This is a genomic window from Gracilibacillus suaedae (assembly GCF_017599345.1).
GTDB lineage: Bacteria > Bacillota > Bacilli > Bacillales > Amphibacillaceae > Gracilibacillus > Gracilibacillus suaedae.
Window position 1 is genome coordinate 21902 of sequence record NZ_JAGFVL010000012.1, and the last position, 25387, is coordinate 47288.

The following is a 25387-nucleotide window of genomic DNA, read 5'->3' on the forward strand; positions in this document are numbered from 1 at the left end:
AAAGAGAGTCGCACAAATTAGATTTGGCGACTCTCTATATTTATATCAATCGTATCATTAGGTTGTAACTCTTCAAAGAACGTTGCAGGCGCTCCGTTTCGTTTTAATTCGACTCTGCCTTTTGCCTGTGTTAAGTCTAGTGATATGAACCGGAAGATATCCTGGAAAATAAATGGATCTGCTTTTTGTTCAATGATTTGCAGTTTATCTTGATCTTCGATAAAGTCTCCCAAAGATAGTACCTCTCCGCGGCGATAGACTTTCACTAACTCTTTTGAAAGAGTTAGACGCTTCTTATTGAAGGTAATCGTCATCTCAGTCTGATAGTGAATCTCTAGTTTCTCTAAAAGTTCTTGTAACGTAGGAGTTACTGCTGCATATGTTTCTATTTTGTCACCATTTTTAAGAGGATGACCTATCTTAGCTGGTTTTCCATTATGTAGCAATGTTTGACTGTAATTTTCTAAGGCTTTTTTATTATCATCAATCCATATGGTAAATGGCGTGTTGACATGTTCTGAAATTTGAAAATGATGTAAGAAGTCTTGTAAAGTAATTTGCTGATTGTACTCGATTTTATCTCCGTCTTTTAATAGATAGTTAGATTCAACGCTTCTATTATTCACAAGAATCTTTGGTTGCATTTGGAAAGCTTCTTGGTTGTAATAGACGGTTATGACAGAAGTTTCACCAACCAATTCTTCTATACTCATTTCTGCAGATGCTCCGTCCTGACCTTTCTCAATAACTAATACATCTCCATTATGAACAATATCATCGACGTTGGATTCGTTACCATTCAATAAAATCTTTGGTGTTGTTCCGAATCCACCTGGTAACGTGACTGGTTTACCATTGTATTCAACCATAGCCGCCATTCCTGGTTTGCCATATAGTTTTTTGATATTAATTCCTGCTGCCAGAAGGCAATCTGCAACCGCTAAGTCTTTCATTTCAAATAAACGAATGACTTGCTCATTCACTGTTACACTTATATAATGTACCGGGTTTTGTTTTGCTGCAATAGCAATACCGATAGGGGTAATAAACTCAGGACCAATAGGCAAGCCTTCATCTTTTGATAATAGTTGAATGGCATCTACACCTCTAATCGCTACTCGGTTAGTCGGGAGTTTCAATTTGATCGCAAGCCTTTTGGCTAACTCAGGTGTTTGACTGCCTCCACCAACTAACATGACTGCTTTAGGCGCTTTACCATTTAAAGCAATTATCTCTTCTGAAATCGAGCTGGCCAATGTGTCTACTGCAGGTGAAATATGTTCGATTAATTCTTCGTAATTTACTTCTTGGTCAAATCCAAGAATATCAGAAACGATAGCTTTTTTATGCAATGTGATTTCTTTTTTGAAATCTTCGGCTTGATTAAAATCTAATAAATAATGATCACTAATTGCCTCTGTAATCTCATCTCCTGCTCTCGGGACCATACCGTATGCTGTGACCGTGCCTTCAGATGTTAGTGCAATATCACTCGTACCTGCACCAACATCCACTAACGCCACGTTTAATCGTCTCATGGACGGTGGTATTAACACATGGATAGCGGCAATCGGTTCTAAGGTTAACGCTTCTAATTGTAACGCTGAGCGATTTAGGGCAGATAGTAATGATTCTACTACCACTTTCGGTAAAAAAGTTGCAATTATTTCGACTTCTGCTGTTTCACCTTGTTGATCAATTAATGAACCGATTTCTTCCCCATCTAATGAATAATGAATGACAGAGTAACCAACACAATAGTAATGATGACTCGCATCTTCCTCACCTGTTGCCAATTCATATTGCGCCTTTTGCACAGCCTCTAATTCTAAGAATAGAATGTCTTCTTCATTCATTAATGGTTGTTTCTTGATTTCTTTCGTAGTTTGAACCCGTTTTGTTTTTAAAGCACGTCCAGCAGCAGCTACACAAACTTTCTCTAACACAGTATTATGCTTTTCTTCTAAATGAATTTTGACCTGTTGTATCACTTTAGCAACAGAGACAATATCATGAATTTGCCCGTCTAACATGGAGCGTTCATCATGTTCTACCACGTGATAGTCAATCAAATGGTATTGATCATTTTTCTTTTCCATTAAAAGACCTACAACAGACCTGGTACCGATATCTAGTGCGAACATTTGCTCATTCATAACTGTTTTTTTCCTTTCTATTGTGAAAAAATTATAAATATTCTATAAAATATTCTTTCTAACTGGTGACAAGTCGCCAGTTTTTAGCTATAATTATCCGTAATTCTATAGAAAGTATAACATTTTTTTAGGAATTTAAAATAGGAGTAGGGGGATTTATAATGAGTAATGAACAATTGGATCAGCTTCGTGAAAAGCTTGACCAAGTTAACTTAGAGATATTAGAGTTAATAAATAAACGTGCTGAATTAGTAAAGGAAACTGGTCAAGTAAAAGAAAAGCAAGGTGCTAATCGTAGTTATGATCCAGTTCGTGAACGAGATATGCTTAATTTAATTACCAAGCATAATAATGGCCCATTTGAAAATTCTACGATTGTTCACTTATTCAAAGAAATTTTTAAAGCTGGCCTAGAATTACAAGAAGATGACCATAGTAAAGCATTACTAGTATCGCGTAAGAAAAAGCCTGAAGATACTGTAATTGATATAAATGGCGATAAATTCGGTGATGGTAATCAGCACTTTATTTTTGGTCCATGTGCGGTGGAAAGCTATGACCAAGTAGCTGAAGTTGCTTCTGCTATTAAGAAAGAAGGATTGAAATTAATTCGTGGCGGTGCGTTTAAACCGAGAACATCACCATATGATTTCCAAGGTTTAGGTTTTGAAGGGCTTGAAATATTGAAGAAAGTCTCTGAAGAGTATGGATTAGCAGTTGTTAGTGAGATTGTAAATCCCGCACATATTGAAGAGGCAGTTAATTATATAGATGTGATACAAATTGGTGCACGTAACATGCAAAATTTTGAACTATTGAAAGCGGCAGGTGAAACAAATAAACCAGTGCTGTTAAAACGTGGTATGTCAGCTACTATTTCTGATTTTATTAATGCAGCTGAATACATTAATTCTAAAGGTAACGGACAAATCATTCTATGTGAACGCGGAATTCGAACTTATGAGAAAGCGACTCGTAACACGCTAGATATAACAGCTGTTCCAATTTTAAAACAAGAAACACACTTACCTGTTATGGTTGACGTAACGCATTCAACTGGTAGGAGAGATCTATTATTACCAGCAGCAAAAGCAGCGTTAGCAATTGGAGCGGATGGTGTCATGGCAGAAGTACACCCAGATCCTGCAGTAGCACTATCTGACGCAGCACAACAAATGGACATCCCAACGTTCCATAACTTTATGAATGAATTATTAAGTAAATAATGTAAAAACTCCTGTTAATTAATGGCAGGAGTTTTTATTATATGAAGAGAAAGTATATAATCCCCGATACCAAAGTATTTTGTCATCCAAGTGTTGATTCTGAAGCCGCTACGTTTCTAAACGGGCGCTGTGTGCTTTTCTTATGTATTCGATCAGTATGTAAAAATAACCTAAAATCGCCTCATCTTAAGTGGTTAGTAGCAAATGTAAGTGATTTTACGTGGCTGTTTATCAATAATGTGGTATCTTTATGAAGGATTTTATCCGAGTGTACGCGAGTAAAATGAAAAATTTTCATAAAATAATTGTTTTGATGTTAATTTTTGTGCAAAATTTGTTATAATATGAATGATATACATAAATAATGTAGATATCGTTTATTTTTTGCAGAAATACTCTTTGTAGCGTATGATGAGAGAAATATACCGTTAATTAGAATATTGGAGGTTATAATAATGAATGTAACAATTTATGACGTAGCAAGAGAAGCTAACGTCTCCATGGCTACTGTATCACGTGTTGTGAATGGAAATCCGAACGTGAAGCCAGCTACAAGAAAGAAAGTATTAAATACAATTGAAAGGCTAGGCTATCGCCCGAATGCTGTTGCACGAGGTCTGGCAAGTAAAAAAACAACGACAGTAGGGGTTATTATCCCGGATATTTCAAGTATCTTCTTCTCAGAATTAGCAAGAGGTATTGATGATATTGCTACTATGTATAAATATAATATTATTCTGAGTAATTCAGATCAAAATAAGGATAAAGAGTTGCGCCTAATTAATACCATGTTTGAAAAGCAAGTAGATGGATTAGTTTATATGGGTGCTACTATTACTGAAGATCACGTACAGCAATTAAAAACATCACCTGTACCTGTGGCATTAGCTGCTACTATTGATTCGAGTGAGACGATTCCATCCGTTAATATTGATTATGAACAAGCAGCGTATGAAGCAACTTCTCTTCTTATCGAAAATGGAACCAAACATCCAATTTATGTTAGTGGGGAAGAAGATTCTGCCGTCAACGAAAAGAAATATGCAGGTTACGTAAAAGCAGTTAAAGAATCAAATAAAGAAGTAAACGAAGAATATATCATAACGGCAGATTTCTCTTATGAATCAGGTATGAAGGCTGCTAATCAGATCATTAACATTAAAGATTATCCAAAGGCTATTTTCGTAGCAACAGATGAAATGGCATTAGGTGTTATCCATGGTCTGCAAGATAACGGAGTAAGTGTTCCTGAGGATGTTGAAGTAGTTGGTTTTGATAATACAAGATTAGCGACAATGGTACGTCCAACACTTTCAACAGTTGTACAACCTATGTATGACATTGGTGCAGTTGCAATGCGTTTATTGACTAAATTTATGAATAAAGAAAATGTAGAAGAACAAAATGTTGTTTTACCGCATCAAATTGTTAAAAGAAACTCAACAAAATAAAATAAATGCCGATAATAATGCTAGGGTGATTTCATGACACCCTAGCATTATTAATTTTTAGGAGCTTTTTTACTGGGGAGAGAATACGAATGAACAAAAGAGATTTTTTAACTCCAATTGGTATTACCGTTGGTTTTCTGATGATTATGTTTGGAATAGTTAGTAGTGGTGGTATGGGAGGATTTGTTGGATTTATACAAGGGTCCTCGATATTAATTGTACTTGGTGGTTTAATAGCTGCTCTACTAGTAAATTTTAATATCAAACAAATCAAAACAACGAAAAATGTTATCCAGGAAGTTTTTAAGCAAAATGAACATAATCTGGCTGATCTGATTGAATTATTTGAACGATTATCTGAACGTGCAAGACGAGAAGGTTTATTGGCACTAGAAAATGAATTAGAAGAAGTCGACGACCCTTATATTAAAAAAGGTGTATTATTAGCCATTGATGGAATTGAGCCTGAAGTGATTAATGACATCATGAATGCCGAAATTGATGCAATGGAAGATCGCCATTACCGCGGCCGTCTAATCATTGAAAAAGCTGGTGAATATGCCCCGGCTTGGGGGATGGTCGGTACATTAATAGGTTTAATTCTCATGCTGCAGAATTTAGAAGATCCAACTACACTTGGTCCAAGTATGGCCGTAGCATTACTGACCACATTCTATGGAACTGTTTTGGCGAATCTAGTTTTTACTCCAATGGCTGGTAAACTAGAAACGAAGACAAATGAAGAAGTCTTTATAAAACAAGTTATTATAGAAGGAGTAATTGGTGTGCAATCTGGACAAAACCCAAGAATTTTGAAAGAAAAGCTAAGTGCATTTTTATCGAATAAAGAAAAGGATAAGAAAGAAGAAGTAGAAGAGGAGAATTTCACGGAGGAATCCTTTAATGAAGCGTAGGAGTAGGAACAATCGTCCAGAGAATAAAGGTGCACCAAAATGGATGGTAACATATTCTGACATGGTAACATTGATTTTAGTATTTTTTGTCCTCTTATTTTCGATGTCACAAATAGATGCGGAGAAGTTTAAAGCAATTGCGGAAGCTTTTAGAAGTGAAACTATATTTGAAGCAATGCCGTCTATTATTGAAGAACAATTTCCCACCGAAAATGTGGAAGTACTAAAAGAAGAAGAGAATGATGACAAATCTGAAGACACAACTCCAGGTGAAGATCAAGAAGCAGAAGAACAAACTGAACCAGAATTGAATACAGTAGAAGGTATACCAGATCAAGATGAGTTGGACGAGTTATTAGCTGAAGTGGAATCCTACTTAAATGAAAATGATCTAAATGATGTTATTTCTGCTACTAGAACTGATCAAGGTGTTGTACTGGTATTACAGGAAAGTGTTCTATTTGAAACAGGGGAGGCAGTTGTTCTTGACCCAGCGAAGCCTTTTTTGAATAAAGTTAGTACGTTATTGGCTAATATTCCAAACGAAGTAAGAGTAGAGGGGCATACTGATAATCGTCCCATATCAAGCTACCGGTATCCCTCGAATTGGGAGTTATCAGGTGCTCGTGCCAGCAGTGTTATTCGCTTTCTCTTAGATTCCAATGATTTTAATGAATCTCGATTTATTGCTACCGGATTTGGAGATACAAGACCAGTAGCCTCCAATGATAGTTCCGAAGGGTGGAGTGCCAATCGTAGAGTCGAAATAGTAATACTTGATTCTACTGAAGAATCTTAAGGATGACGACAGAGTCATCCCTTTTTGTATTCTTAACATTTAAAACACTGGATTTTCGTATGTACGTGACTTAATCAGATATTTTTCCTCTTTTATTATCAATGAATTTTAGTACTTGTTGATACATTCGTCGATTATTTTCTTCGATCTCTTTCCGTCTAGGAATCTTCCGATAACCCTCTAATCTGTCGTGCCATGTATTAGGTAGAGGAACAGGAGAATGTGCTTCCCATGTATTCAACCATTTTGGAGGTATGCTACCTTTAAATGTTTCGCTTGTATTCATTACCTGCCATAATTGTGACCAGGCTCTTGGAACAACTCTCCAAATATCATAACCACCACCACCTAAAGCCACCCATTTCCCATCGCAATACTGATGGGCAAGTTGATGAATAACTTTAGGTATTTCTTCGAATAGGTGAAGGGTACTATGTAAATGAGTAAGGGGATCAAGATAATGAGCATCGACACCATGCTGACTGACAATGATATCTGGTTGAAAGTACTCCGCAATTTCTTGGATAGAAGAATGAAATACTTCAAGAAAAGAATCATCTTCCGTAAAAGCATCCAAAGGGAAGTTAAAAGAATAACCAAACCCTTCTTTTATACCGCGCTCACTTGTTTTCCCTGTGCCTGGATATAAATAACGACCAGTTTCATGAAAAGATACCGTACAAACATTAGCATCATGATAAAAGCAATGCTGTACCCCGTCCCCATGATGCGCATCTGTATCAATATATAACACTTTGACATCATAGTGCTTCCTTATATGTTGTATAGCAATGGCAATATCATTAAAGATACAAAAGCCAGAAGCACGGTTTGGAAAGCCATGATGTAGTCCACCGCCAAGACTTAATGCATGGGATACTTTACCTGTCATCACTTGTTCAGATGCCTCAACCGATCCGCTTACTGAAATCAGTGATGCCTCAAACATTCCTGAAAAAATAGGAGTGTCATGTGTTCCTATCCCATAACTTTCATAGGAGATAGGAAGTTTTTTACTCGCTTTCTTTACTGCATGAACGTATTCAGTGTCATGAATAGAATATAAGATCTCTTCGTCTAATTGTACCGGTGCAACGATTTGATCCTTTGTTAATCCTTTGCTTATTTCTAGTAGCTCTTTCGTTAACAATAGTCTTTTCTGATTAAAAGGATGTTCTTCATGGAAGGAATAATCTAGGAATTCATCTGTGTAAATAAAAGCGGTGTTCTCAGATTTCATCTTGATCCTCCCTATGTGGATAGAGTATTTGATATTCAGTATGCTGAAAATCGTTAACAACCGGTATTGGATTCATCGTTTGAATGCGAAAAACGAGCACTTTGTAATCTGGTGCAGTAGTATCTGGATAACTGTAAACGGATACAATTTTAATATTTCTATTGGTGAAATATTGACACACATCTGATAAAACACCTATTCGATCAGGGACTTTGATTTCAAGCTGTGTACTAGGTGAATGAGTGCCAGTTAATTGTATAAAAGCATACAACATATCTTTTTCCGTAATCATTCCAACTAGTTGATGATTTTTAACTACAGGTAAGCATGCAAATTCCTTCTGGTAGAAAATAGTAGCGACTTCTTCAAAAAATTCATAGGGATGAGTAGTAATAACAGGTGTAGACATAATATCTTGAATCGATCTAGATAGTACTTCTTTGTTTATTTCATCATCTAAAATTGAGGGACTGGCATCACGTACGTCTCGATCTGATACAATACCTAGGACATGCTTACCTTGATTAACAACCGGTATATGACGGATACTGTGTTTTTGTAATAACTGCAAGGCATCAGACACCGTAGCATCAGGTTGTAAAGTAACTACTTCTGTTTTCATTATATCTTTTACTAACATTAGCCCACTCCTTAAGTAAGAAATCTTAGCTTTTTAAACAATGCTTGGTCTTCTTGAGAGACATTTTTCCCAATCCGAACCATTAAACAATTGGCTGGATGAGCCATTATTTCGGGTTCGTTTGTAGGTGCGGGATACAGATTGCCAGCTTTCATCATTTTCTCCATGATTTTTCGATAGTCCCACACACTTAATTCTGAATAGTTTAAATCCCAATGCCAATAATACTCGGTTGAAATAATAATATAATTTTCCATATTTTCATCTTGCATAGAGGTCTCGATTAAACGGGAACCGAGCTTATTTCCTCGATAGGCTGGTGCAATTTCAATAGCTCCTAATTCTAATAGATTATCTTTAGGGTATTGCGACCATCGTTCAATAGGGTCTGGGTGTAGGTATGTTACATAGCCAATAATTTGCTGATTTACTGTTGCTATCAAGATTCTACCTTCTGGTAAATCAGCTATTTCCTTCAATGCTTCTAGCTGCTCATTAGGAGGTCGAAAAGCTGTCAATGCTTCATGCATGGTTAAACGTGAAAGTTTTTCAGACGATACGGGTCCCTCTATGAAAATACTTGTATTACCGGATTCCATTTTTAAGGACTGGTATAATTTATCGTGTATCACAAGTTCTATCACCCCAAGTCAATTTCCATTTTTCACGGTGCCAAACGTCTGTAATACCCCCACTTCAAGCTTCAAGTAACACCAAGAAGCTAAGTGTGGGGAACAGATGCTAACACCCTGATAAGTTTCGCTAATGATCAGTGGGGGTTAAAACCCTTACTGATCATATTCTCACTTTATATCATTATAACGTAGAATGAAAGCAGTGAACAGCAAGAAAAGCTTAGTTGCCCGTCTAGTTTCTGGGCACTTGTGTGGATAAACACCCAATGTATATCTAGTAAAGAAAAGAACTCTTATCCATGCTAGGATAAGAGTTCTTTGATTCTTAATCATCACTAACTGTCTTCTGTTTGTGGTTGCTCTGGCTCTTGGTCTTGATCTTGGTCTTGATCTTGATCTGGTTGAGACTCATTATCGGATTGCTCATCTCGGTTATTATTGTCACCTGAATTATTATTAGATCCATTGTTACCAGAATTGTTGTTCTTTTTCTTAGGTTTTTCATCATCTTTGTCTTCGTCGTCATCTTCTTCTGGTTTTGAGAAATCTCCTTTTTCTACTACGTTACTCGGCTTAGACTCTTGTCCAAAATAATCAACGGCCTTAACCTGGTAGACTGCTTTACTGCCAGGAATGGAAAATGATGTATCAGCGGTAGAGCCAACCCGCTGAAAATCATTAGAATCAGGATCACTTGCTCGATAGATGCGATACCCAACCACATCAGAGCTCTTTGATTTATTCCAATTCAGTTTTTGACCATTTAACTTTAAGGAAGTAGGGGCACTTGGTGCATTTCCATCATTTTTTACCTCATTGTCATCACTAGGATATTTAATTTTTTCCCATGCACCGCCTTTACCTGCTGTTAGTTGTTTAATATTTGCTAGTTTATCATAGCCCATATCTTCCAACCATTCAGGGTTAAAGCTTACACCATCTCCATCAGAAAACTCATCTGGTGTATTTTCACCTGCCAGTACTACGTCACCGTCAATGGTAGCGTAGTTTTCTTTAATAAGACTATAATCTTCTTTAGAAGGAAGATAATCAGCATTATAAATATCTGATTGAACTAATCCAAGCTCACTGCACTCATCTGATGGTAACAGTCCTGAGACAGCACAATATGATCTGGAAACAATACCACCTGGTCTTTCAAATTTTTCAGAAGGTGCCATTAATTCTGGTCGAACTTCAGTAGCAGCATTGACTAGTTTTGCCCAGAAAGTATTATTACGGGTACTATAACCGTCTCTGTCTAACTTTTGTCTATAATCATAGCCCATCCAACTACTAAGTGTTACATTCGGATTGGTTGCAATAAACCATGTATCACGATAATCATTAGTTGTTCCCGTCTTTCCGGCCCAATCGACACTTTTATTAGCTAGGTTGGCTCTGGCAGCAGTACCAGTACCACGTGTGAGCACATCGCGCATCACGTCAATCATCAAATAACTTGTTTGCGGACTAAAAACTTCAGTAGGCTCCGATTCATGTTGATAAATAACTTCGCCATCTTTTGTTTCAATTTTTTCAATCATATAGCCTTCAACGAATTCACCTAAGTTACCAAAAGTTGCATATGCATTTGTATTGTCTTCTACTGTTAATTCGATAGTACCTAAGACAGTAGCTGCTAAACTAGTTTGGGTTTCTGTTATATCTTCTAATCCCATTTTCCAAAGGAAGTTTCTGGCTAATTCAGGACCTCTGATTTCATTAAAAACGGAAACAGCTGTAGCGTTATGTGACCGGTATAACGCTTCTCTAACAGAGGTTAAACCATAATAACGTTGAGAATAGTTTCCTGGTGTATAATCATCACCATAAGTTTTTGCTACATCCGCAATGACAGAACCTGGTTGAACAACACCTAGCTCCATCGCAGGACCGTAACCGGCAATAGGCTTCATCGTACTACCAAATTGTCGTGCTACATTTGTCGCATGATTTTGTTGAGATTTCTCGAAATCACGACCACCGACAAAACTTAATATTTTCCCTGTACTATTTTCAATCAATACACTGCCAACTTGAACAGGTTGTTCGCCTAATTGTTTCATTTCACCAGTATCTGGGTCTTCAATCATAATCGGCTCGTTTGTATTTTCATTTCTAGCTAGTTTATCTCTTCCGTAATTATCATATTCACGAGCAACTTTTTGAAAAACATCGTAGATTTCTTTATCAATGGTGGAGTGTATTTTATAACCATTGCTACCAATCTCACGACTTGCTCTTATCTCGTATTCTTCTTGTAAAATATCACTGGATTCTAAATCCTCTTTCGTATAACCATCTTGTTCCGCTAAAACTTCAACTAAAATATCAACAGCTCTATCTTGTAGTTCACGCATTAAATAAGGATATTTTTCCAGAACGGAATCTTCGGGTTCTTTAAAGTCAGCGACAATATCATATTCTAATGCGTCCTGATATTCCTCATCATTAATGTATCCTGCTTCTAACATTCTACTTAAAACAGATTGCATCCGATTTAGCCCAGGCTCCAGACCTTCTTCACTTTTTAATCCACCACCGTTTAGGAATGGTGTATAATAAGATGGACTTTGAGGAAGACCAGCAATGAATGCTGCTTGTGGAAGGTTTAAATCTTCGGCATTGACACCGAATATACCATCCGCAGCGGTTTGTATACCTGCTATGTTTTGACCCGAAGCGTTTCGACCAAATGGTACAATGTTTAAATATGCTTCTAATATATCATCTTTCTCAAAGAAGCGTTCCAATCGCATCGCTAGGAGCATTTCTTTAGCTTTTCGTTCAAAAGAGACTTCGTTTGTTAAGATTTGATTTTTGACAATTTGTTGCGTCAATGTACTTCCACCAGACTTGGTAGAGGAGTTGGTAATCTCTTGGAACATCGCTCGAAAAATCGCTTTCGGAACAATGCCATTATGTGTTTCAAAATATTCATCTTCTGTAGCGATAACAGCATTTTGTGCATATTCACTTACATTTTCAAGAGATGTTTCATCTCGTAATAATTCAGAGCTAACATCTGACAGGAATTCATTATTGGCGAAATATAATTCAGATGTTTCTTCATAGTTATAAATAGCACTTGCCATTTGTTCTTCCGTTTGGATTTCTTCGTCATCAACTAAGGATGCAAAATAACCTGCACCAAGACCGGCAACGAAAAATCCACCAACAATACCAATCGTAATAAAGAATAATACAATATTCCAAATGATATGATAGCTAATTCTCGTAGATCTTTGAATAATATTTTTATTCCAAGTTTCTTTCATAGACTGCCACATATTATGAAAAAAATCTTTTATGTCCATTCGATACCCTCCTAAATAATCCACTACATATTATAGCACAACAGTCAATTAGTTTTGTTATAAATTTACCAAAAAAATATTGCATTTTTATTACGAATATGCTAATAATGATATAACAATTAAACATCCATAATACGATGAAGGATTGAAGTAGTGGAAGATTCCCTTTTATAGAGAGCTGGCGGTTGGTGCAAGTCAGTAAATAATCTTACCATGAATTACGTTCTGGAGTATCTTCATAATGAATGAAGACGGTGTGGTCTGCATCGTTATTTCCTTAAGTGGCAGTTCATTAGAATTGCAACAAGGGTGGTACCGCGAATATCTCGTCCCTTATATGAGGGAGGAGTTTTTTTTATGGATTTTTTTTACTAACAAAAAAGGAGTGTTTTATTAAAATGCATATTTTAGACGAATTGGCAAAAAGAGACCTGATTCAACAGACAACTGACGATGATGGTTTAAGAAAACATTTAGATAACAATATTGTCACCTTATACTGTGGTTTTGATCCTACAGCAGACAGCTTACATATTGGACATCTATTACCGGTTTTAATGTTGAAAAGATTCCAAAAAGCTGGTCATCGTCCAATTGCTTTAATTGGTGGTGGAACAGGTTTAATTGGTGATCCAAGTGGCCGTTCAACGGAAAGATCTTTAAATAGTCCAGAAGTAGTAAAAGGATTTAGTGAAAAAATTAAAGAACAGTTGGCAAGCATTTTAAACTTTGATCAAGGGGAAAATAGTGCTGTAGCTCGTAATAATCATGAATGGCTAGCGAGTTTGACCTTCATTGAATTTTTGCGTGACATCGGTAAACACTTTAGTATCAACTATATGCTAGCTAAAGATTCAGTAGAATCCAGATTGGAAGGGGGCCTTTCCTTTACAGAGTTCAGTTACATGATGCTGCAATCGTTCGACTTTCTGAATCTATACGAAAAAGAAAATTGCACACTGCAAATTGGTGGTAGTGATCAATGGGGGAACATTACCGCAGGGATGGAATTAATCCGTCGTAAACGATTTGAAAACGAGGAAGAAGAAGCAGAAGTATACGGTTTAACAGTGCCTTTGATTACCAAGAGTGATGGAACCAAATTCGGGAAAACTGCTGGTGGAGCAGTATGGCTTGATCCGGAGAAAACAACACCATATGAATTTTACCAATTCTGGATTAATACCGATGATCGTGATGTAATCCGGTTTATTAAATACTTTACGTTTATTGATTTTGATGAAATAGCAGCTTTAGAGAAAGAGTTAGAAGAAGCTCCGGAAAAACGCATCCCGCATAAACGCTTAGCAGAAGAAATGACCAAACTGGTTCATGGCGAAGAAGCATTAAAACAAGCACAGAAAATCACAGCAGCTTTATTCAGTGGGGATTTAACAAGCTTGAATGCTGCTGAAATTGAGCAAGGGTTTAAAGATGTACCTTCTGTGACTATAGAGAATAAAGAAATTGGCTTAATTGATTTATTGGTGGAAGCTAATATTTCCTCTTCCAAGCGTCAGGCGCGTGAAGATATTAAGAATGGTGCCATCTACATTAATGGTATTAGGAATCAAGAATTAACGCATCAATTAACAGAGGAAGACCGAATCGAAGATAAATTTACGATTATTAGAAGAGGAAAGAAAAAATACTTTTTAATTCGTTTTTAATAATCTAGGAGAATAACTAGGCTTGAGAATTCTCAAGCCTGGTTATTCTTATTTTATTTTGGTATTTTTTGCGACGAACCAAAATGTAAAAATAATACTGATGATCAGTATAATAAATGGTGCATAGAAGTAAAGAAATTCGTTCATATGTGAGATACCTCCTAGTTTTAGATCCACAGGATGATACGTCCACTACCATCCATGAGGATTAAAAAGACACAGATGAAAAGTTCACTTTAACTTGCCCTCCACGTAATCCTTGTTGAAAAGAAATAAACGTAATAATAACCATAGTGAAGGAATTAATAAGCAAAATCCTGCAATAAAAGCGATGATTAATGCAATGGCCATGCCTTCACTTGTGAAACCTTCATCTATAGTCAAATATGGATAAAGCAAGTAAGGATAATGAGAGATTCCATAAGCATAGAAAGCAATAAAAAATTGACCCGTAAGTAAGAAAAAAGCAAGACCATAAGATCTTTTTTGCCATATTAAATAGACGGTTGCGATAAACAATATTCCCGAAATTGCAAACATCCACCATAGGTCAAGCATTCTTTGAAAATGAACCGGATTATGGGTTCGCAATTCAACAATAATCCCAGTAGCAGTTATAATAGCAGGACCAGCCCACACTAAAGCGTATTTCCTTAATAGAACAGTTGCTGGCCGATCTTTTGCCTTATTAGCGTACCAAGTAAGAAAAACAGCGGAAATATAAAGCACAGAAGTTAAACTTAAAATCACAATACTCCATGTCAACGGACTCGCAAATAAAGGAGTGTATTGTAAGGAAAGTTCGTTATTATTTTTCTCAATAAACCCGCCTTCAGAAATGGTTAATACAATCGAAAGCGAGGCAGGGATGAATAAGCCAGAAAAACCATATAAGTAAGTCCAAAAATTACTTCTTAATTTGCCGTAAGTAGTGAAGGCATAATAAGCACCTCTAATTGCTAATAGGATGAGCGACAAACTGGCAGGCACTAATAAGACGGTTCCATAATAATAAGCTGTACTCGGAAAGAAACCTACAATGCCAACGAAGAAAAACACTAGAAAAACATTGGTAACCTCCCAGACCGGTGAAAGGTAGCGTTGGACAATTTTACTTATAATGTGATGTTTATTAGTTAAGACACTGTAGGCATGAAAGAACCCTGCTCCGAAGTCGATCGAGGCCACGATAATATATCCGAATAAAAATAGCCATAGCACTACAATACCAATGATTTCATAGGACATGTAGTTCACCTTCCGTTTCTTTGTTGATCCAATAGTTCTCGCTCTACTGGATTGTTTTTAAACATTCGTGTTAAGACAATAACACTCGCTAACCCGAGTACGATATATAGTCCAATAAAGAGAAAAAGCATTAAATCGACATGATTACTTGTCGTAGCAGCATTTTCTGTTCGTAAGATACCACGTAATACCCATGGTTGTCTGCCAACTTCAGCTAACCACCACCCAGCTTCAATGGCGACCATTGATAATGGTCCTGTACTTACTATCAGCCATAGAAAAAATCTGTTCCTGACAAATGTTCTATTTAAGGCATTACCAACAATGTAAAATAATGCGATTATCATTGTAATCATACCGATCATAACCATAATGTTAAATAAATAGTGGATGTAGAGTGGAGGGATCTCATCTTCTGCAAACTGGTCTAAGCCGATTACTTCTGCGTTTGGGTTGCCATGCGCAAGAATACTTAATGCATAAGGAACCTCTAGCGAGAATTTAATCTCTTCTCCATTGGCTAAAAATCCGAACAATGTCAATGATGCCTGTTCCTCTGTTTCAAAGTGCCACTCCATTGCTGCTAACTTTTCTGGTTGGTATTCCGCGAGGTACTTACCAGCAAAATCTCCAATAACAGCTGAAGCTATGGAGAATACTAGTCCAACTTTCAGTGTCAGTAAAAGAGCTTTTTTGTGGTAGATATGGTTAGAGCCTCTTAGCATACGGAAGGCGCCAATTGCCGCTAACACAAAAGCAGACGTCATGTATGCTGTTGCTACAACATGGGCAACTTTAGTCGGCATTGCTGGGTTAAACATGGCAACAAGCGGTTCAACGTTAATAAGTTCACCATTCATTAGTTCAAATCCTTGTGGTGCATTCATAAAGGCATTGACCATCGTAATAAAAACGGCAGAAAACGAAGCACCTATTGCTACAGGAACTAACAGTAACATATGCTTCCGTTGGTCACGAAACCTGTCCCACGTATACAAGTAAATTCCAAGAAAAATAGCTTCAAAGAAGAAGGCGAATGTTTCCATAAACAAAGGGAGTGCTATTGCCTGTCCAGCTAACTCCATAAAGGTAGGCCAAAGTAAGTTAAGTTGTAAACCAATTGCTGTCCCTGTGACGACTCCAACAGCAACGGTGATGACGAAACCTCTCGTCCATCTTCTAGCTAATAAAATGTAGTGCTCATCCTGTTTCTTTATGCCAAGCCACTGTGCGATAAATATAAGAAACGGAATCCCTACACCAATCGTTGCATATATAATGTGGAATGAAAGTGTTAATTCAGTTAATAGTCTACTGAAAAAGACAGCTTGTTCACTTTCCATAGTTACTCCCTCTCATCCTGAAAAAATACGTCCTAGTATTGATAAACCAATCACAAATGCAACAAAAAAAGCTAAAATGATTAACCAGCGTTCCTGTTTCTTATACATGCCTAGTATCCTCCGATTAGCGATAAGCTATTGGTAGTGTATAACTCCATAGAGAAGAATATACCTTTTTACATAAATTAAATACAAAAATGTGAATGATTGTTCAAAGTTCTACATATGAAATGATGAGGAGGGATTTAAATGCCAAATGGAACACATTTTGTCCAGTTGGATTTGCCGATTGAGAAGGTTTGGGAGTTTGTCAGCGATATAAACCGGTGGGCACCGTTAGCCCCGGGGTATATCGACCACAAGATTATTGATGACCATCATTCGACGTGGCATTTTAAAGGTGATGTTGGTAAGTTGCAAAAGAAGATAGGGCTCAAAGTAAACATAATAGAATGGGTGGCACCAACCAGTGTCAGGTTTAAGTTAGAGGGAATAAGTGAAAACTTAGAGGGAAGTGGTTATTTTCAAGCGCAGAAAATTACTGCTGAAAGAACGAATGTCACTGGGTGTTTATCTATATCCGCTGGTGGTATGATGGCACCGATGATAAATAGTATATTAAAGTCGGTCGTACCAAAGACAACGATTGAATTTACAGAGTCTGTTGCAAACAGATTGATGAAAGAACAAGCTGTTTCAAAATAGCTACATATCCCTTTTCCATCCATTGGATAAGGGATTTACTTGTTTTTTTGGAGGATGTATATTATATTATGTAATTTAGGGATAGTTTTTTCATAGGGAAGGAGTGGAACATCATGGACAAACTAGAATGGATAGCTTCCAAAATAGTCGAATGGGGTAACCTGATTCTATGGGATTACGTATTAATTTACTTATTGATAGGTGCAGGTTTATTTTTTACACTTCGATCTAATTTTGTTCAATTTCGCTTATTCGGAGATATGTTTAAAGTTATTTCAGAAGAAGCAGTCGAGCAAAGCGGTAAAAAAGGAACCAATGCCTTCCAAGCATTCAGTATTACGATCGCATCAAGAGTTGGGACAGGTAACCTAGCTGGTGTAGCGTTAGCCGTTGCAATTGGTGGACCTGGTGCAGTGTTCTGGATGTGGGTGATCGCATTAATTGGAATGGCAACTGCATTTATCGAGAGTACACTTGCCCAAGTTTATAAAGTTCCAGATAAAGATGGTTTCAGAGGCGGACCGGCTTATTATATGGAAAAAGCTTTAGGACAGAAATGGATGGGGATTTTATTTTCGATTTTGATAACCATTACATTTGGCTTTATTTTTAATGCTGTACAAGCCAATACGATTTCAGCTGCAGTAGAACAAGCGTTTAATGTTGATAAGGTGTGGACAGGTATTATACTCGTTGTATTAGCGGGATTAATTATTTTTGGTGGTATTAAACGTATTGCTTCTGTTGCAGGAGTGATTGTACCTATTATGGCAGTAATATATATGGCTGTTGCACTTTATGTGGTATTCACCAATATTACAGCGATTCCAGATGTGTTTATGATGATCATTAAGAATGCATTTGGATTAGAAGAAGTATTTGGTGGTGGAGCTGGTGCAGCAATGATGTATGGTATTCGTCGCGGACTCTTTTCCAATGAAGGTGGTATGGGTAGTGCGCCTAACGCAGCTGCAACTGCAGGAGTCAATCACCCGGTTAAACAAGGACTTGTACAATCACTGGCAGTATTTTTTGATACGATTGTCATTTGTAGTTTAACAGCCTTTATTATCATTCTCTATGATAATTTTCATCAAGCATCAGAAGATGGTATTCAGTTGACACAGGTTGCCTTAAGTGCACATGTAGGGGATTGGGCATCGATTTTCTTAGCGATCACGATCTTCTTCTTTGCCTTTAGTTCTGTAATTGGTAACTATTATTATGGTGAGACGAATGTCAGTTTCTTAAATCCAAAGGGAATATGGGTTAACGTTTATCGTGTTGTCGTTTTAGGGATGGTCATGTTCGGTTCATTGGCATCTATCCAGATTGTTTGGGATATGGCAGACCTCTTTATGGCAATGATGGCTGTAGTCAACTTAATTGCAATTTTATTATTAAGTAAAATTGCAATAGATGTACTGCAAGATTATGTGAAACAGAGAAAACAAGGAACAGATCCAAAATTCCACTACAAGAATATAAAAGGTTTAAAAAACATTTCTTGGTGGGGAGCACAAGAAGAGAAAAAATAATATTAAAAACATATTTTTAGCCTGATAAGCAGTTCGACTTAAGAGTACAACGAATTCAAGTGTACTCCTAAATCGACTGCTTTTTTTATAAGACCAGAAAGTATAAAATCAGCGCAATGACCGTGTTAATCGAAGTAGTTATCTTGAAATGTTTGATGTATATTTGCAACGCTCCGACTAATTACTTCGCTTTCCACGGCATGGCCTCAACTAACTTTGCAAAGTGGATTTTCGGCTCGTGCTATTCCCGCAGGAGTCTCCGTAATGAGTCCCCGCTATGAAGAGGTGTAACAACTCTTGTCATAAGTAATAGGTTGACTTTTTACAATGGACAAAGTGAAAATTGCTACTTGTCATTATAAAAGCAACCGTATTATTTCATGCTAGCGTTGTAGAGCAGATCTTAAATTAGCCTTTAATAAAGGACCGGTGGGTTTTGCTCGTTTTGCGTATTGTTTGTAGTTGAATATAACTTGTAAATACTTTGTTTAAATAATGTGAATAATCTTAATTATATGTGAAAAGATAGTAAATTTGTCCAAAACTTCCATGGTTTATGATTTAATGTGACTAGCTTCAGGTAGAAGATACAACTCAGTTTAAAAATGGAAAAACTACTTACGAATCATGGAGGGAAATATCATGCAAAAAAAATGGTTTCTTGGTGTTGTGTTCCTTGTAGTTACTGTAATGTTAGTAGCTTGTTCGGAAAATGCAGAAGGGGAGGAAACAGGTTCGGATGATGTCATTGATATTGTCTGGTATCCAAATGAATCTGGTAATGATTTAAAAACAGCACGTGATGCAATTGGTGATGCAATTGCTGAAGCAACTGGTAAAGAAGTAGAACATCATTTAACGACTGATTATGCAATTGCGATTGAAACGATTGTTAATAATAATGCAGACGTTGCATTTATGGGGGCGCAAGGTTATATCGAGGCTAGTGATCAGAACGAAGCTATTCAGCCAATTGTTGTATCTACTGGTCCGTCCGGTACTTTAGATGATGCCATGTATCACAGCTGGCTGGCGGTGAAAGTTGAAGATCAAGATGACTACAAAGTGGATGGAGAGTTTTCATTAGATACTCTTGAAGACACAAGATTTTCTTTTGTCTCTAACAGCTCAACTTCTGGGTTTGTTGTGCCTTCTTCTACGATAATAGGGCATTTCGCTGACAAGGATTTAACAGAGGAAGATTTAATGGAAGGCGGACCACTTTTCTCACAAGTCTTGTTTGGGGGTTCTCATCAAGGTTCAGCTGTCAACCTATTAAATGATAGTGCGGATGTTGCAGCGTTTTGTGATTCTTGTGTAAACAATTATGTGGAAGTTGCCGAAGGTGAAGAAAATACAGTCGGTAGTGTATATCGAGTTAAAGACGACGCGGCAGAACCATTTAATACCGTGACTGGTAGTGAGTTTATGTTAATGAGTGTTACACCAGTATTAAATGCACCATTTGTTGCTAATATGGATGCATTGGGACAAGAAGATTATGATCTCATTCAAGAAGTATTTGCCTCTGATGAAATGGCAAATAATGAGGATATCTTTGTACCAGAAGATTCTGACGCATCTGGCTTATTCTCTAAATCAGATCAAGAAAGGTTTGTTCCGGTAGAGGACGAGTGGTTCAATCCAATTCGTGAACTTTCTCAAAATTAATAAAAAGCCCAAGAGGGGTATGCATGAGTAATGCATACTCCATATTTTCTAAATAAAATGAAAAAGGAGTTTGTTCCATGTCATTACTTAAAGTGGAAGGACTAAGTAAGTTTTATGATGGGGAAACCAAAGTCTTAAAGGATGTTAATTTTGAGGTGCAAGCCGGAGAATTCTTATCGATTATTGGCCCTTCTGGTGCAGGAAAGTCAACCTTGCTTCGCTGTATAAATCGCTTAGTGGAGATTAATGAAGGGAAAGTCATGTTTAATGGGTTAGATGTAGGTGCAATGAAAAAGAAGGAATTGCGAAAGTTGCGTACGAATATCGGAATGATTTTTCAGCATTATAATCTTGTGCCACGTTTAACAGTGATAGAAAACATACTCCACGGTCGTTTCGGTTATAAATCAACGATCCAAGGTGTACTTGGTAGATTTACAGAACAAGAAAAGGAACAGGCTTTTTATCTATTAGAGAAGCTTGGGATTTCAGAGCATGCATACAAACGCTGTGACCAATTAAGCGGTGGTCAGCAACAGCGTGTCGGAATATGTCGTGCGCTTATTCAGGAGCCGAAATTGATTCTTTGTGATGAGCCGATTGCCTCTTTAGATCCAAATTCCTCCAAAGTAATTATGGATTATTTAAAATCGATTAGTACGGAAATGGGAATTACTTGTATTGTTAACCTCCATCAAGTGGAAGTAGCAAAGGAATATGCCAGTCGAATTATTGGCTTAAAACAAGGTGAAATTGTTTTTGATGGTCCTAGTAAACTTCTTTATGGTGAGCAGATTGAAAATATTTATGGAATTGAATCAAGAGAATTAATAACGGTTTAAGGGAGTAGATAACATGGACGCAAAGCAAATGCGCAAGAATAAATGGCAAACAACGATCTTTTTAATTCTCATCATTATGATCACCTATTTATCTTCTTTCATAACGAAGTTTAATTTAATCGAAAGCATTGCAACGATACCAGCTGCGTTTAGTTGGATATTCTCTAATCTCTTAATCACCCAGGAGTCTTTGGAAAAACTGCCTCAGATACTAGAAAAACTAGGGGAAACCATTTTTATGTCGATTGCTGCTACGACATTGGCGGCCATAGTATCACTTTTTCTAGCAATAATGGGATCAAAAACTACGAAAGTGAATCAAACATTTAGTGTTATCGCTAGATTTATCGCCTCGTTTTCAAGAAATATTCCGGTTGTTGCATGGTCACTAATCTTGCTAATCTCGTTCGGACAAAATTCTGTAACCGGCTTTTTGGCTTTATTTGTTGCTACAGTGGGTTTCTTGACTAGGGCATTTATTGAATCGGTAGATGAAGCCAATCAAAGTTCTGTTGAAGCACTTACTGCGACAGGTGCAACCTATTTTCATATGATTAGTAAAGCTGTTATTCCACAAAGCCTACCGCAGATGCTTAGCTGGATTTTATTTATGATTGAGACTAATATTCGTAGTGCTACATTGGTTGGGATCTTGACAGGTACTGGTATTGGATACATGTTTGATCTTTATTATAAAAATATGAATTATAACCTAGTTGCACTCATTACATTTACCATTATTATCGCCGTTATTGCCATTGAATTAGTATCTAATAAAATACGGAGGGTGATCTTATAATGGAGATGGTGAAAGAACTCGATCCGGCTCTTATTAAGCGTAAGAGAAACGGTCAAATTAATATTAAATCTGGGAATAAAATGGATGCTGTCGTGAAATGGACGATATGGGTGCTCACTGCGTTAACGATATTAGCTTTTTTCTTCTTTGATTATACAGGACTTCAGTTAGAACGTGCATTTACAGACACACTCCACAATATTCGAGTGATGTTTTTGGAACCAGGGTTAAGTCATTTTAGCTGGGGCGAAGCGTTTTATCAAGTAGGAGTAACTCTTGGCTTAGGTGTGTTAGCAACGATTTTTGGTGCGATAATTGCCTTCTTTCTTGCCTTAATGGCAGCGGAAAATCTCTCCAAACCTTGGCTATCCAATACTGTTCGGGTTGTAGTAGCATTTATTCGTGCAGTGCCAACAGTACTATGGGTGTTAATTTTTGCTATTGCTGCTGGTCTTGGAAGTGAAGCAGCAGTACTTGGGATGTTGTTCCACTCCGTAGCTTATTTGGTAAAAGCATTTTCTGAATCATTTGAGGAAGTGAATCCGGGGATAATTGAAGCGTTACGAGCAACAGGATCTAGTTGGTGGCATATTGTCATCAATGGTGTCCTGCCATCCACTTTCACTTATTTATTGTCTTGGACGTTTTTACGTTTTGAGATAAACTTTTCTGTAGCAGTTGCAATGGGTGCGGCTGCCGGAGCAGGTGGTATTGGATTTGAACTGTTCATGGCCTCTGGTTTCTATTTTGATTTACGAGAAGTTGGTTTTATTACATATGCCATATTAATTATTGCTATTATCTTAGAGGTTATTTCCACTCGTTTGAAAGAGCGTTATTTTCCTTCTTCGGTTAAAACGAGATAGAGTTCAATAGCATTGATAAATGATTTTTGACTATTAATATGTGAATAAAAATCTCCCCATCTAATTTAGGTGGGGGTATTTTACGTTTACAGAACATTCAGGTATTGAATTGCTTGATCCATTTGTTTAATTCCTTTTGTGTATCTTTATCAAGAGAGTTCAACTTTTTAATGAAATGCTGCTTTGCCCATTCATATAGTTCTTTATCATGATGATTGACTTGTTCAATAGACTGAATGATGTTTGGAGCAATGCTATCCATCTTCGGTCTGTTGTTTGTTTTATTTTTTCTATTAATAGATGCAAAATGCCAACCATAAATTTGATGCATACAAAACAAAGATTCAAGATACATGTCTGTAAATCCTACTAAGTCAAAATGTTTGGTGATATGATGTTTCGCTTTTTCTAAATCATTGGGATCACCCCCGGATACATATCGTGTCGCGAGGTTAACCGTTCTATAACGAATATTACGAATATCGCTTTTGTTATATGGTTGGTTTTCTATGTTTTCATTTTGCATATATTCGACAAATTCTTGCAAGGTCATTTCATTAACTTTTTGATATAAGGCATCTCGTTGATAACTTCTTATATAATAATAAGTAGAAATAACACGATCAGCTGGATCTCTTAGAAACGTGAAAAAGCGAATTGGTTTTTGATATTGCTTGAAATACCTATTGTGCCAAACATGGATAGTATCTTGTTGTCTTTCGAATAAGTCCCACAAAGTCTTTCCACCTGTTTTCGGTATATGCAAAAAAACTGGGTTCTCAGGGTTCGTAGCTTCTTTATCAAAAATAATCACGCTCTCTTCAGCCTTTCTGTATCATTCTTATCTATAAAATGATTACTGTATTATAAGCAGGTGACAGAATTATGTGTAGGTTATTAATAGGAACTGAGAGGCTTATTGGAAACTTTGCTTCAGTGGCATTTCAAATGAACTATCATTTTACAGTAACGTTCGATTTTTTGTGGAATAGATCCATAATGGTTGTAAAATTTCAGTTAACTAAAAGCAGGAATATTTGCCCTTTTTGTCGAAATTATTTATGAAAGGCTCTTTTGGTTTACAGGGTATAGCCAGGAAGAGTTGGAAGGACAACTGGCATAATAAACAGGCTTTGCATCCATCTTTAAGGAAACTCTGAGTCTTCACGGACTTTCATTAAAGGTGTGATAGCGGTATTTGAGTAGAAGATCTTAAAAAAACAACCATGACGGTAGTTCACTATTTGGATAAGCTGATCGATGAGTTAACAAAGGAAAAGTGATGGGAAGATTCTCCGAAAATAGTTGTCTTGTGATTTTTTATAGTGAGAGATATTATAGAACTACATATATAAGAAATTGATTAGTGCGATAATAGTAAATAAAAATATTCAAGGTAGGGTTTTCTATGGTTCAGTTTTTTGCTATGTTTGGATTTTATTTATTACCAATTTATTGTATTATTTTCTGTTTGAATTTGGTATCAATCATAAAAAAAGTAAAATATGAAGAGGATACGGATAAAAATACACTCTGGTTTGGAGCGTCTTTTATATTAATAATAATGACTATCGCCTCAATTGCAGCTTTGTAATAACATTTACGCTGTTCTAGAAAACTCTAAAAACAAACAAAAACCCTAGAACACTTGATATGACAAGGTTCCTAGGGTTTTTAAAACTGCTAAAAAATATGCTCTGAAATTAACGAGAGTAGAACTCAACAATAAGCGCTTCGTTAATTTCTGCAGGTAATTCAGAACGCTCTGGATAGCGAGTGTAAGTACCTTCTAGTTTGTCTGCGTCGAATGATACAAATTCAGGTGTGAAAGTGTTAGCCTCAATAGCATCAGCGATAATATCTAGCTTTTGAGATTTTTCACGAACACCGATTACCTGACCAGGTTTTACTTGGTAAGAAGGAATGTCAACGCGACCTCCATCTACAGTAATGTGACCATGGTTTACTAATTGACGAGCCTGACGGCGAGTACGTGCAAGACCTAGACGGTAAACCAGGTTATCAAGACGAGATTCAAGAAGGATCATGAAGTTCTCACCGTGGATACCTTTCATTTTACCAGCTGCATCAAATAGATTACGGAATTGACGTTCGTTCACTCCGTACATGAAACGTAGCTTTTGTTTTTCTTGTAATTGTAAACCATATTCAGATAGTTTACGACGTTGATTAGGTCCGTGTTGACCTGGTGCGTAAGGACGTTTGTCTAACTCCTTACCAGTACCTGTTAATGAGATACCAAGACGACGAGACTTTTTCCATACAGAACCTGTATAGCGAGCCATTGTGCATCTTCTCCTTTA

21 protein-coding genes and 1 other annotated feature are annotated in these 25387 nt (G+C 36.8%); of the genes, 11 read left to right on the plus strand and 10 right to left on the minus strand.

The window, feature by feature from the left end; genetic code table 11:
- Nucleotides 1–17 precede the first annotated feature (17 nt).
- Entirely contained in the window at nucleotides 18–2156 is a 2139-nt protein-coding gene (pilM, locus tag J5J03_RS01970) for a pilus assembly protein PilM (protein ID WP_208585844.1), read from the minus strand.
- Between the two features lie 161 nt (nucleotides 2157–2317).
- Here pilM and J5J03_RS01975 point away from each other — a divergent pair, with 161 nt between their 5' ends.
- The 4 genes from J5J03_RS01975 (at nucleotide 2318) to motS (ending at nucleotide 6546) form a co-directional block, all read left to right on the plus strand.
- On the plus strand, nucleotides 2318–3382 hold the full coding sequence (locus J5J03_RS01975) for a bifunctional 3-deoxy-7-phosphoheptulonate synthase/chorismate mutase (protein WP_208585845.1): 1065 nt from the start codon (nucleotides 2318–2320) through the stop codon (nucleotides 3380–3382).
- Between the two features lie 455 nt (nucleotides 3383–3837).
- Nucleotides 3838–4833: a catabolite control protein A gene (gene ccpA / locus J5J03_RS01980; protein WP_208585846.1), complete on the plus strand. Its 996-nt coding sequence runs from the start codon at nucleotides 3838–3840 to the stop codon at nucleotides 4831–4833.
- Between the two features lie 89 nt (nucleotides 4834–4922).
- The gene (motP, locus tag J5J03_RS01985; RefSeq protein WP_208585847.1) at nucleotides 4923–5747 is read left to right on the plus strand and encodes a flagellar motor protein MotP; all 825 of its coding nucleotides are present in this window, start codon (nucleotides 4923–4925) and stop codon (nucleotides 5745–5747) included.
- Nucleotides 5737–6546: a flagellar motor protein MotS gene (motS, locus tag J5J03_RS01990; protein WP_208585848.1), complete on the plus strand. Its 810-nt coding sequence runs from the start codon at nucleotides 5737–5739 to the stop codon at nucleotides 6544–6546. The genes motP and motS overlap by 11 nt, the downstream gene beginning before the upstream one ends.
- A 70-nt stretch (nucleotides 6547–6616) precedes the next feature.
- Here the strand turns inward: motS and J5J03_RS01995 are convergent, their stop codons facing one another.
- The 4 genes from J5J03_RS01995 to J5J03_RS02010 form a co-directional block, all read right to left on the minus strand.
- The gene (locus J5J03_RS01995; protein ID WP_208585849.1) at nucleotides 6617–7786 is read right to left on the minus strand and encodes an acetoin utilization protein AcuC; all 1170 of its coding nucleotides are present in this window, start codon (nucleotides 7784–7786) and stop codon (nucleotides 6617–6619) included.
- Entirely contained in the window at nucleotides 7776–8426 is a 651-nt protein-coding gene (locus J5J03_RS02000) for a CBS and ACT domain-containing protein (protein ID WP_208585850.1), read from the minus strand. The genes J5J03_RS01995 and J5J03_RS02000 overlap by 11 nt, the downstream gene beginning before the upstream one ends.
- Before the next feature lie 11 nt (nucleotides 8427–8437).
- A complete protein-coding gene (locus J5J03_RS02005; RefSeq protein WP_407927790.1) occupies nucleotides 8438–9058 on the minus strand; it encodes a GNAT family N-acetyltransferase in 621 nt (206 codons plus the stop codon).
- A 338-nt stretch (nucleotides 9059–9396) separates the two neighbouring features.
- Nucleotides 9397–12381 carry a transglycosylase domain-containing protein gene (locus J5J03_RS02010; RefSeq protein WP_208585851.1) on the minus strand — a complete coding sequence of 995 codons (2985 nt, stop codon included), beginning with the start codon at nucleotides 12379–12381 and terminating at the stop codon, nucleotides 9397–9399.
- Nucleotides 12382–12509: 128 nt separating this feature from the next.
- Nucleotides 12510–12718, plus strand: a binding site (T-box leader).
- A 61-nt stretch (nucleotides 12719–12779) separates the two neighbouring features.
- On the opposite strand from J5J03_RS02010, the gene tyrS reads away from it, so the two are divergent.
- Nucleotides 12780–14051 carry a tyrosine--tRNA ligase gene (tyrS, locus tag J5J03_RS02015; RefSeq protein ID WP_208585852.1) on the plus strand — a complete coding sequence of 424 codons (1272 nt, stop codon included), beginning with the start codon at nucleotides 12780–12782 and terminating at the stop codon, nucleotides 14049–14051.
- Between the two features lie 48 nt (nucleotides 14052–14099).
- Here the strand turns inward: tyrS and cydS are convergent, their stop codons facing one another.
- The 3 genes from cydS to J5J03_RS02025 all read right to left on the minus strand — a co-directional run bounded on the left by cydS (nucleotide 14100) and on the right by J5J03_RS02025 (nucleotide 16642).
- On the minus strand, nucleotides 14100–14198 hold the full coding sequence (cydS, locus tag J5J03_RS22320) for a cytochrome bd oxidase small subunit CydS (protein ID WP_407927791.1): 99 nt from the start codon (nucleotides 14196–14198) through the stop codon (nucleotides 14100–14102).
- Between the two features lie 84 nt (nucleotides 14199–14282).
- Nucleotides 14283–15299 (minus strand): cytochrome d ubiquinol oxidase subunit II, encoded by a 1017-nt coding sequence (locus J5J03_RS02020; RefSeq protein ID WP_208585853.1) that lies wholly within the window; start codon nucleotides 15297–15299, stop codon nucleotides 14283–14285.
- A gap of 5 nt (nucleotides 15300–15304) precedes the next feature.
- Nucleotides 15305–16642, minus strand: a complete 1338-nt coding sequence (locus J5J03_RS02025) for a cytochrome ubiquinol oxidase subunit I (RefSeq protein ID WP_208585854.1) — start codon at nucleotides 16640–16642, stop codon at nucleotides 15305–15307.
- A 249-nt stretch (nucleotides 16643–16891) separates the two neighbouring features.
- On the opposite strand from J5J03_RS02025, the gene J5J03_RS02030 reads away from it, so the two are divergent.
- From J5J03_RS02030 to J5J03_RS02055, 6 genes are all read left to right on the plus strand, one after another.
- Complete coding sequence (locus J5J03_RS02030) at nucleotides 16892–17347, plus strand: CoxG family protein (RefSeq protein WP_208585855.1); 456 nt, start codon at nucleotides 16892–16894, stop codon at nucleotides 17345–17347.
- 113 nt (nucleotides 17348–17460) lie between these two features.
- Nucleotides 17461–18885, plus strand: coding sequence for an alanine/glycine:cation symporter family protein (locus J5J03_RS02035; protein WP_208585856.1), 1425 nt, complete (start codon nucleotides 17461–17463; stop codon nucleotides 18883–18885).
- Between the two features lie 642 nt (nucleotides 18886–19527).
- Entirely contained in the window at nucleotides 19528–20556 is a 1029-nt protein-coding gene (locus J5J03_RS02040) for a PhnD/SsuA/transferrin family substrate-binding protein (protein WP_208585857.1), read from the plus strand.
- Between the two features lie 77 nt (nucleotides 20557–20633).
- Nucleotides 20634–21398, plus strand: a complete 765-nt coding sequence (gene phnC, locus J5J03_RS02045; RefSeq protein WP_208585858.1) for a phosphonate ABC transporter ATP-binding protein — start codon at nucleotides 20634–20636, stop codon at nucleotides 21396–21398.
- 13 nt (nucleotides 21399–21411) lie between these two features.
- The gene (gene phnE / locus J5J03_RS02050) at nucleotides 21412–22197 is read left to right on the plus strand and encodes a phosphonate ABC transporter, permease protein PhnE (RefSeq protein ID WP_208585859.1); all 786 of its coding nucleotides are present in this window, start codon (nucleotides 21412–21414) and stop codon (nucleotides 22195–22197) included.
- Nucleotides 22197–23063 carry an ABC transporter permease subunit gene (locus tag J5J03_RS02055; protein ID WP_208585860.1) on the plus strand — a complete coding sequence of 289 codons (867 nt, stop codon included), beginning with the start codon at nucleotides 22197–22199 and terminating at the stop codon, nucleotides 23061–23063. The genes phnE and J5J03_RS02055 overlap by 1 nt, the downstream gene beginning before the upstream one ends.
- Nucleotides 23064–23160: 97 nt before the next feature.
- Here the strand turns inward: J5J03_RS02055 and J5J03_RS02060 are convergent, their stop codons facing one another.
- Complete coding sequence (locus tag J5J03_RS02060; RefSeq protein WP_208585861.1) at nucleotides 23161–23877, minus strand: sulfotransferase family 2 domain-containing protein; 717 nt, start codon at nucleotides 23875–23877, stop codon at nucleotides 23161–23163.
- An 889-nt stretch (nucleotides 23878–24766) separates the two neighbouring features.
- A complete protein-coding gene (rpsD, locus tag J5J03_RS02065; RefSeq protein WP_208585862.1) occupies nucleotides 24767–25369 on the minus strand; it encodes a 30S ribosomal protein S4 in 603 nt (200 codons plus the stop codon).
- Between the last annotated feature and the right edge of the window lie 18 nt (nucleotides 25370–25387).

Bases quoted from the DNA above. Each gene is read 5' to 3' on its own strand.
- J5J03_RS02030 (WP_208585855.1), top strand. From the start codon at position 16,892: ATGCCAAATGGAACACATTTTGTCCAGTTGGATTTGCCGATTGAGAAG.
- J5J03_RS02000 (WP_208585850.1), bottom strand. From the start codon at position 8,426: ATGTTAGTAAAAGATATAATGAAAACAGAAGTAGTTACTTTACAACCT.
- phnE (WP_208585859.1), top strand. From the start codon at position 21,412: ATGGACGCAAAGCAAATGCGCAAGAATAAATGGCAAACAACGATCTTT.
- J5J03_RS02020 (WP_208585853.1), bottom strand. From the start codon at position 15,299: ATGTCCTATGAAATCATTGGTATTGTAGTGCTATGGCTATTTTTATTC.
- ccpA (WP_208585846.1), top strand. From the start codon at position 3,838: ATGAATGTAACAATTTATGACGTAGCAAGAGAAGCTAACGTCTCCATG.
- J5J03_RS02040 (WP_208585857.1), top strand. From the start codon at position 19,528: ATGCAAAAAAAATGGTTTCTTGGTGTTGTGTTCCTTGTAGTTACTGTA.
- pilM (WP_208585844.1), bottom strand. From the start codon at position 2,156: ATGAATGAGCAAATGTTCGCACTAGATATCGGTACCAGGTCTGTTGTA.
- motP (WP_208585847.1), top strand. From the start codon at position 4,923: ATGAACAAAAGAGATTTTTTAACTCCAATTGGTATTACCGTTGGTTTT.
- cydS (WP_407927791.1), bottom strand. From the start codon at position 14,198: ATGAACGAATTTCTTTACTTCTATGCACCATTTATTATACTGATCATC.
- J5J03_RS01975 (WP_208585845.1), top strand. From the start codon at position 2,318: ATGAGTAATGAACAATTGGATCAGCTTCGTGAAAAGCTTGACCAAGTT.
- J5J03_RS02025 (WP_208585854.1), bottom strand. From the start codon at position 16,642: ATGGAAAGTGAACAAGCTGTCTTTTTCAGTAGACTATTAACTGAATTA.
- J5J03_RS02055 (WP_208585860.1), top strand. From the start codon at position 22,197: ATGGAGATGGTGAAAGAACTCGATCCGGCTCTTATTAAGCGTAAGAGA.
- J5J03_RS02035 (WP_208585856.1), top strand. From the start codon at position 17,461: ATGGACAAACTAGAATGGATAGCTTCCAAAATAGTCGAATGGGGTAAC.
- rpsD (WP_208585862.1), bottom strand. From the start codon at position 25,369: ATGGCTCGCTATACAGGTTCTGTATGGAAAAAGTCTCGTCGTCTTGGT.
- motS (WP_208585848.1), top strand. From the start codon at position 5,737: ATGAAGCGTAGGAGTAGGAACAATCGTCCAGAGAATAAAGGTGCACCA.
- J5J03_RS01995 (WP_208585849.1), bottom strand. From the start codon at position 7,786: ATGAAATCTGAGAACACCGCTTTTATTTACACAGATGAATTCCTAGAT.
- J5J03_RS02010 (WP_208585851.1), bottom strand. From the start codon at position 12,381: ATGGACATAAAAGATTTTTTTCATAATATGTGGCAGTCTATGAAAGAA.
- phnC (WP_208585858.1), top strand. From the start codon at position 20,634: ATGTCATTACTTAAAGTGGAAGGACTAAGTAAGTTTTATGATGGGGAA.
- tyrS (WP_208585852.1), top strand. From the start codon at position 12,780: ATGCATATTTTAGACGAATTGGCAAAAAGAGACCTGATTCAACAGACA.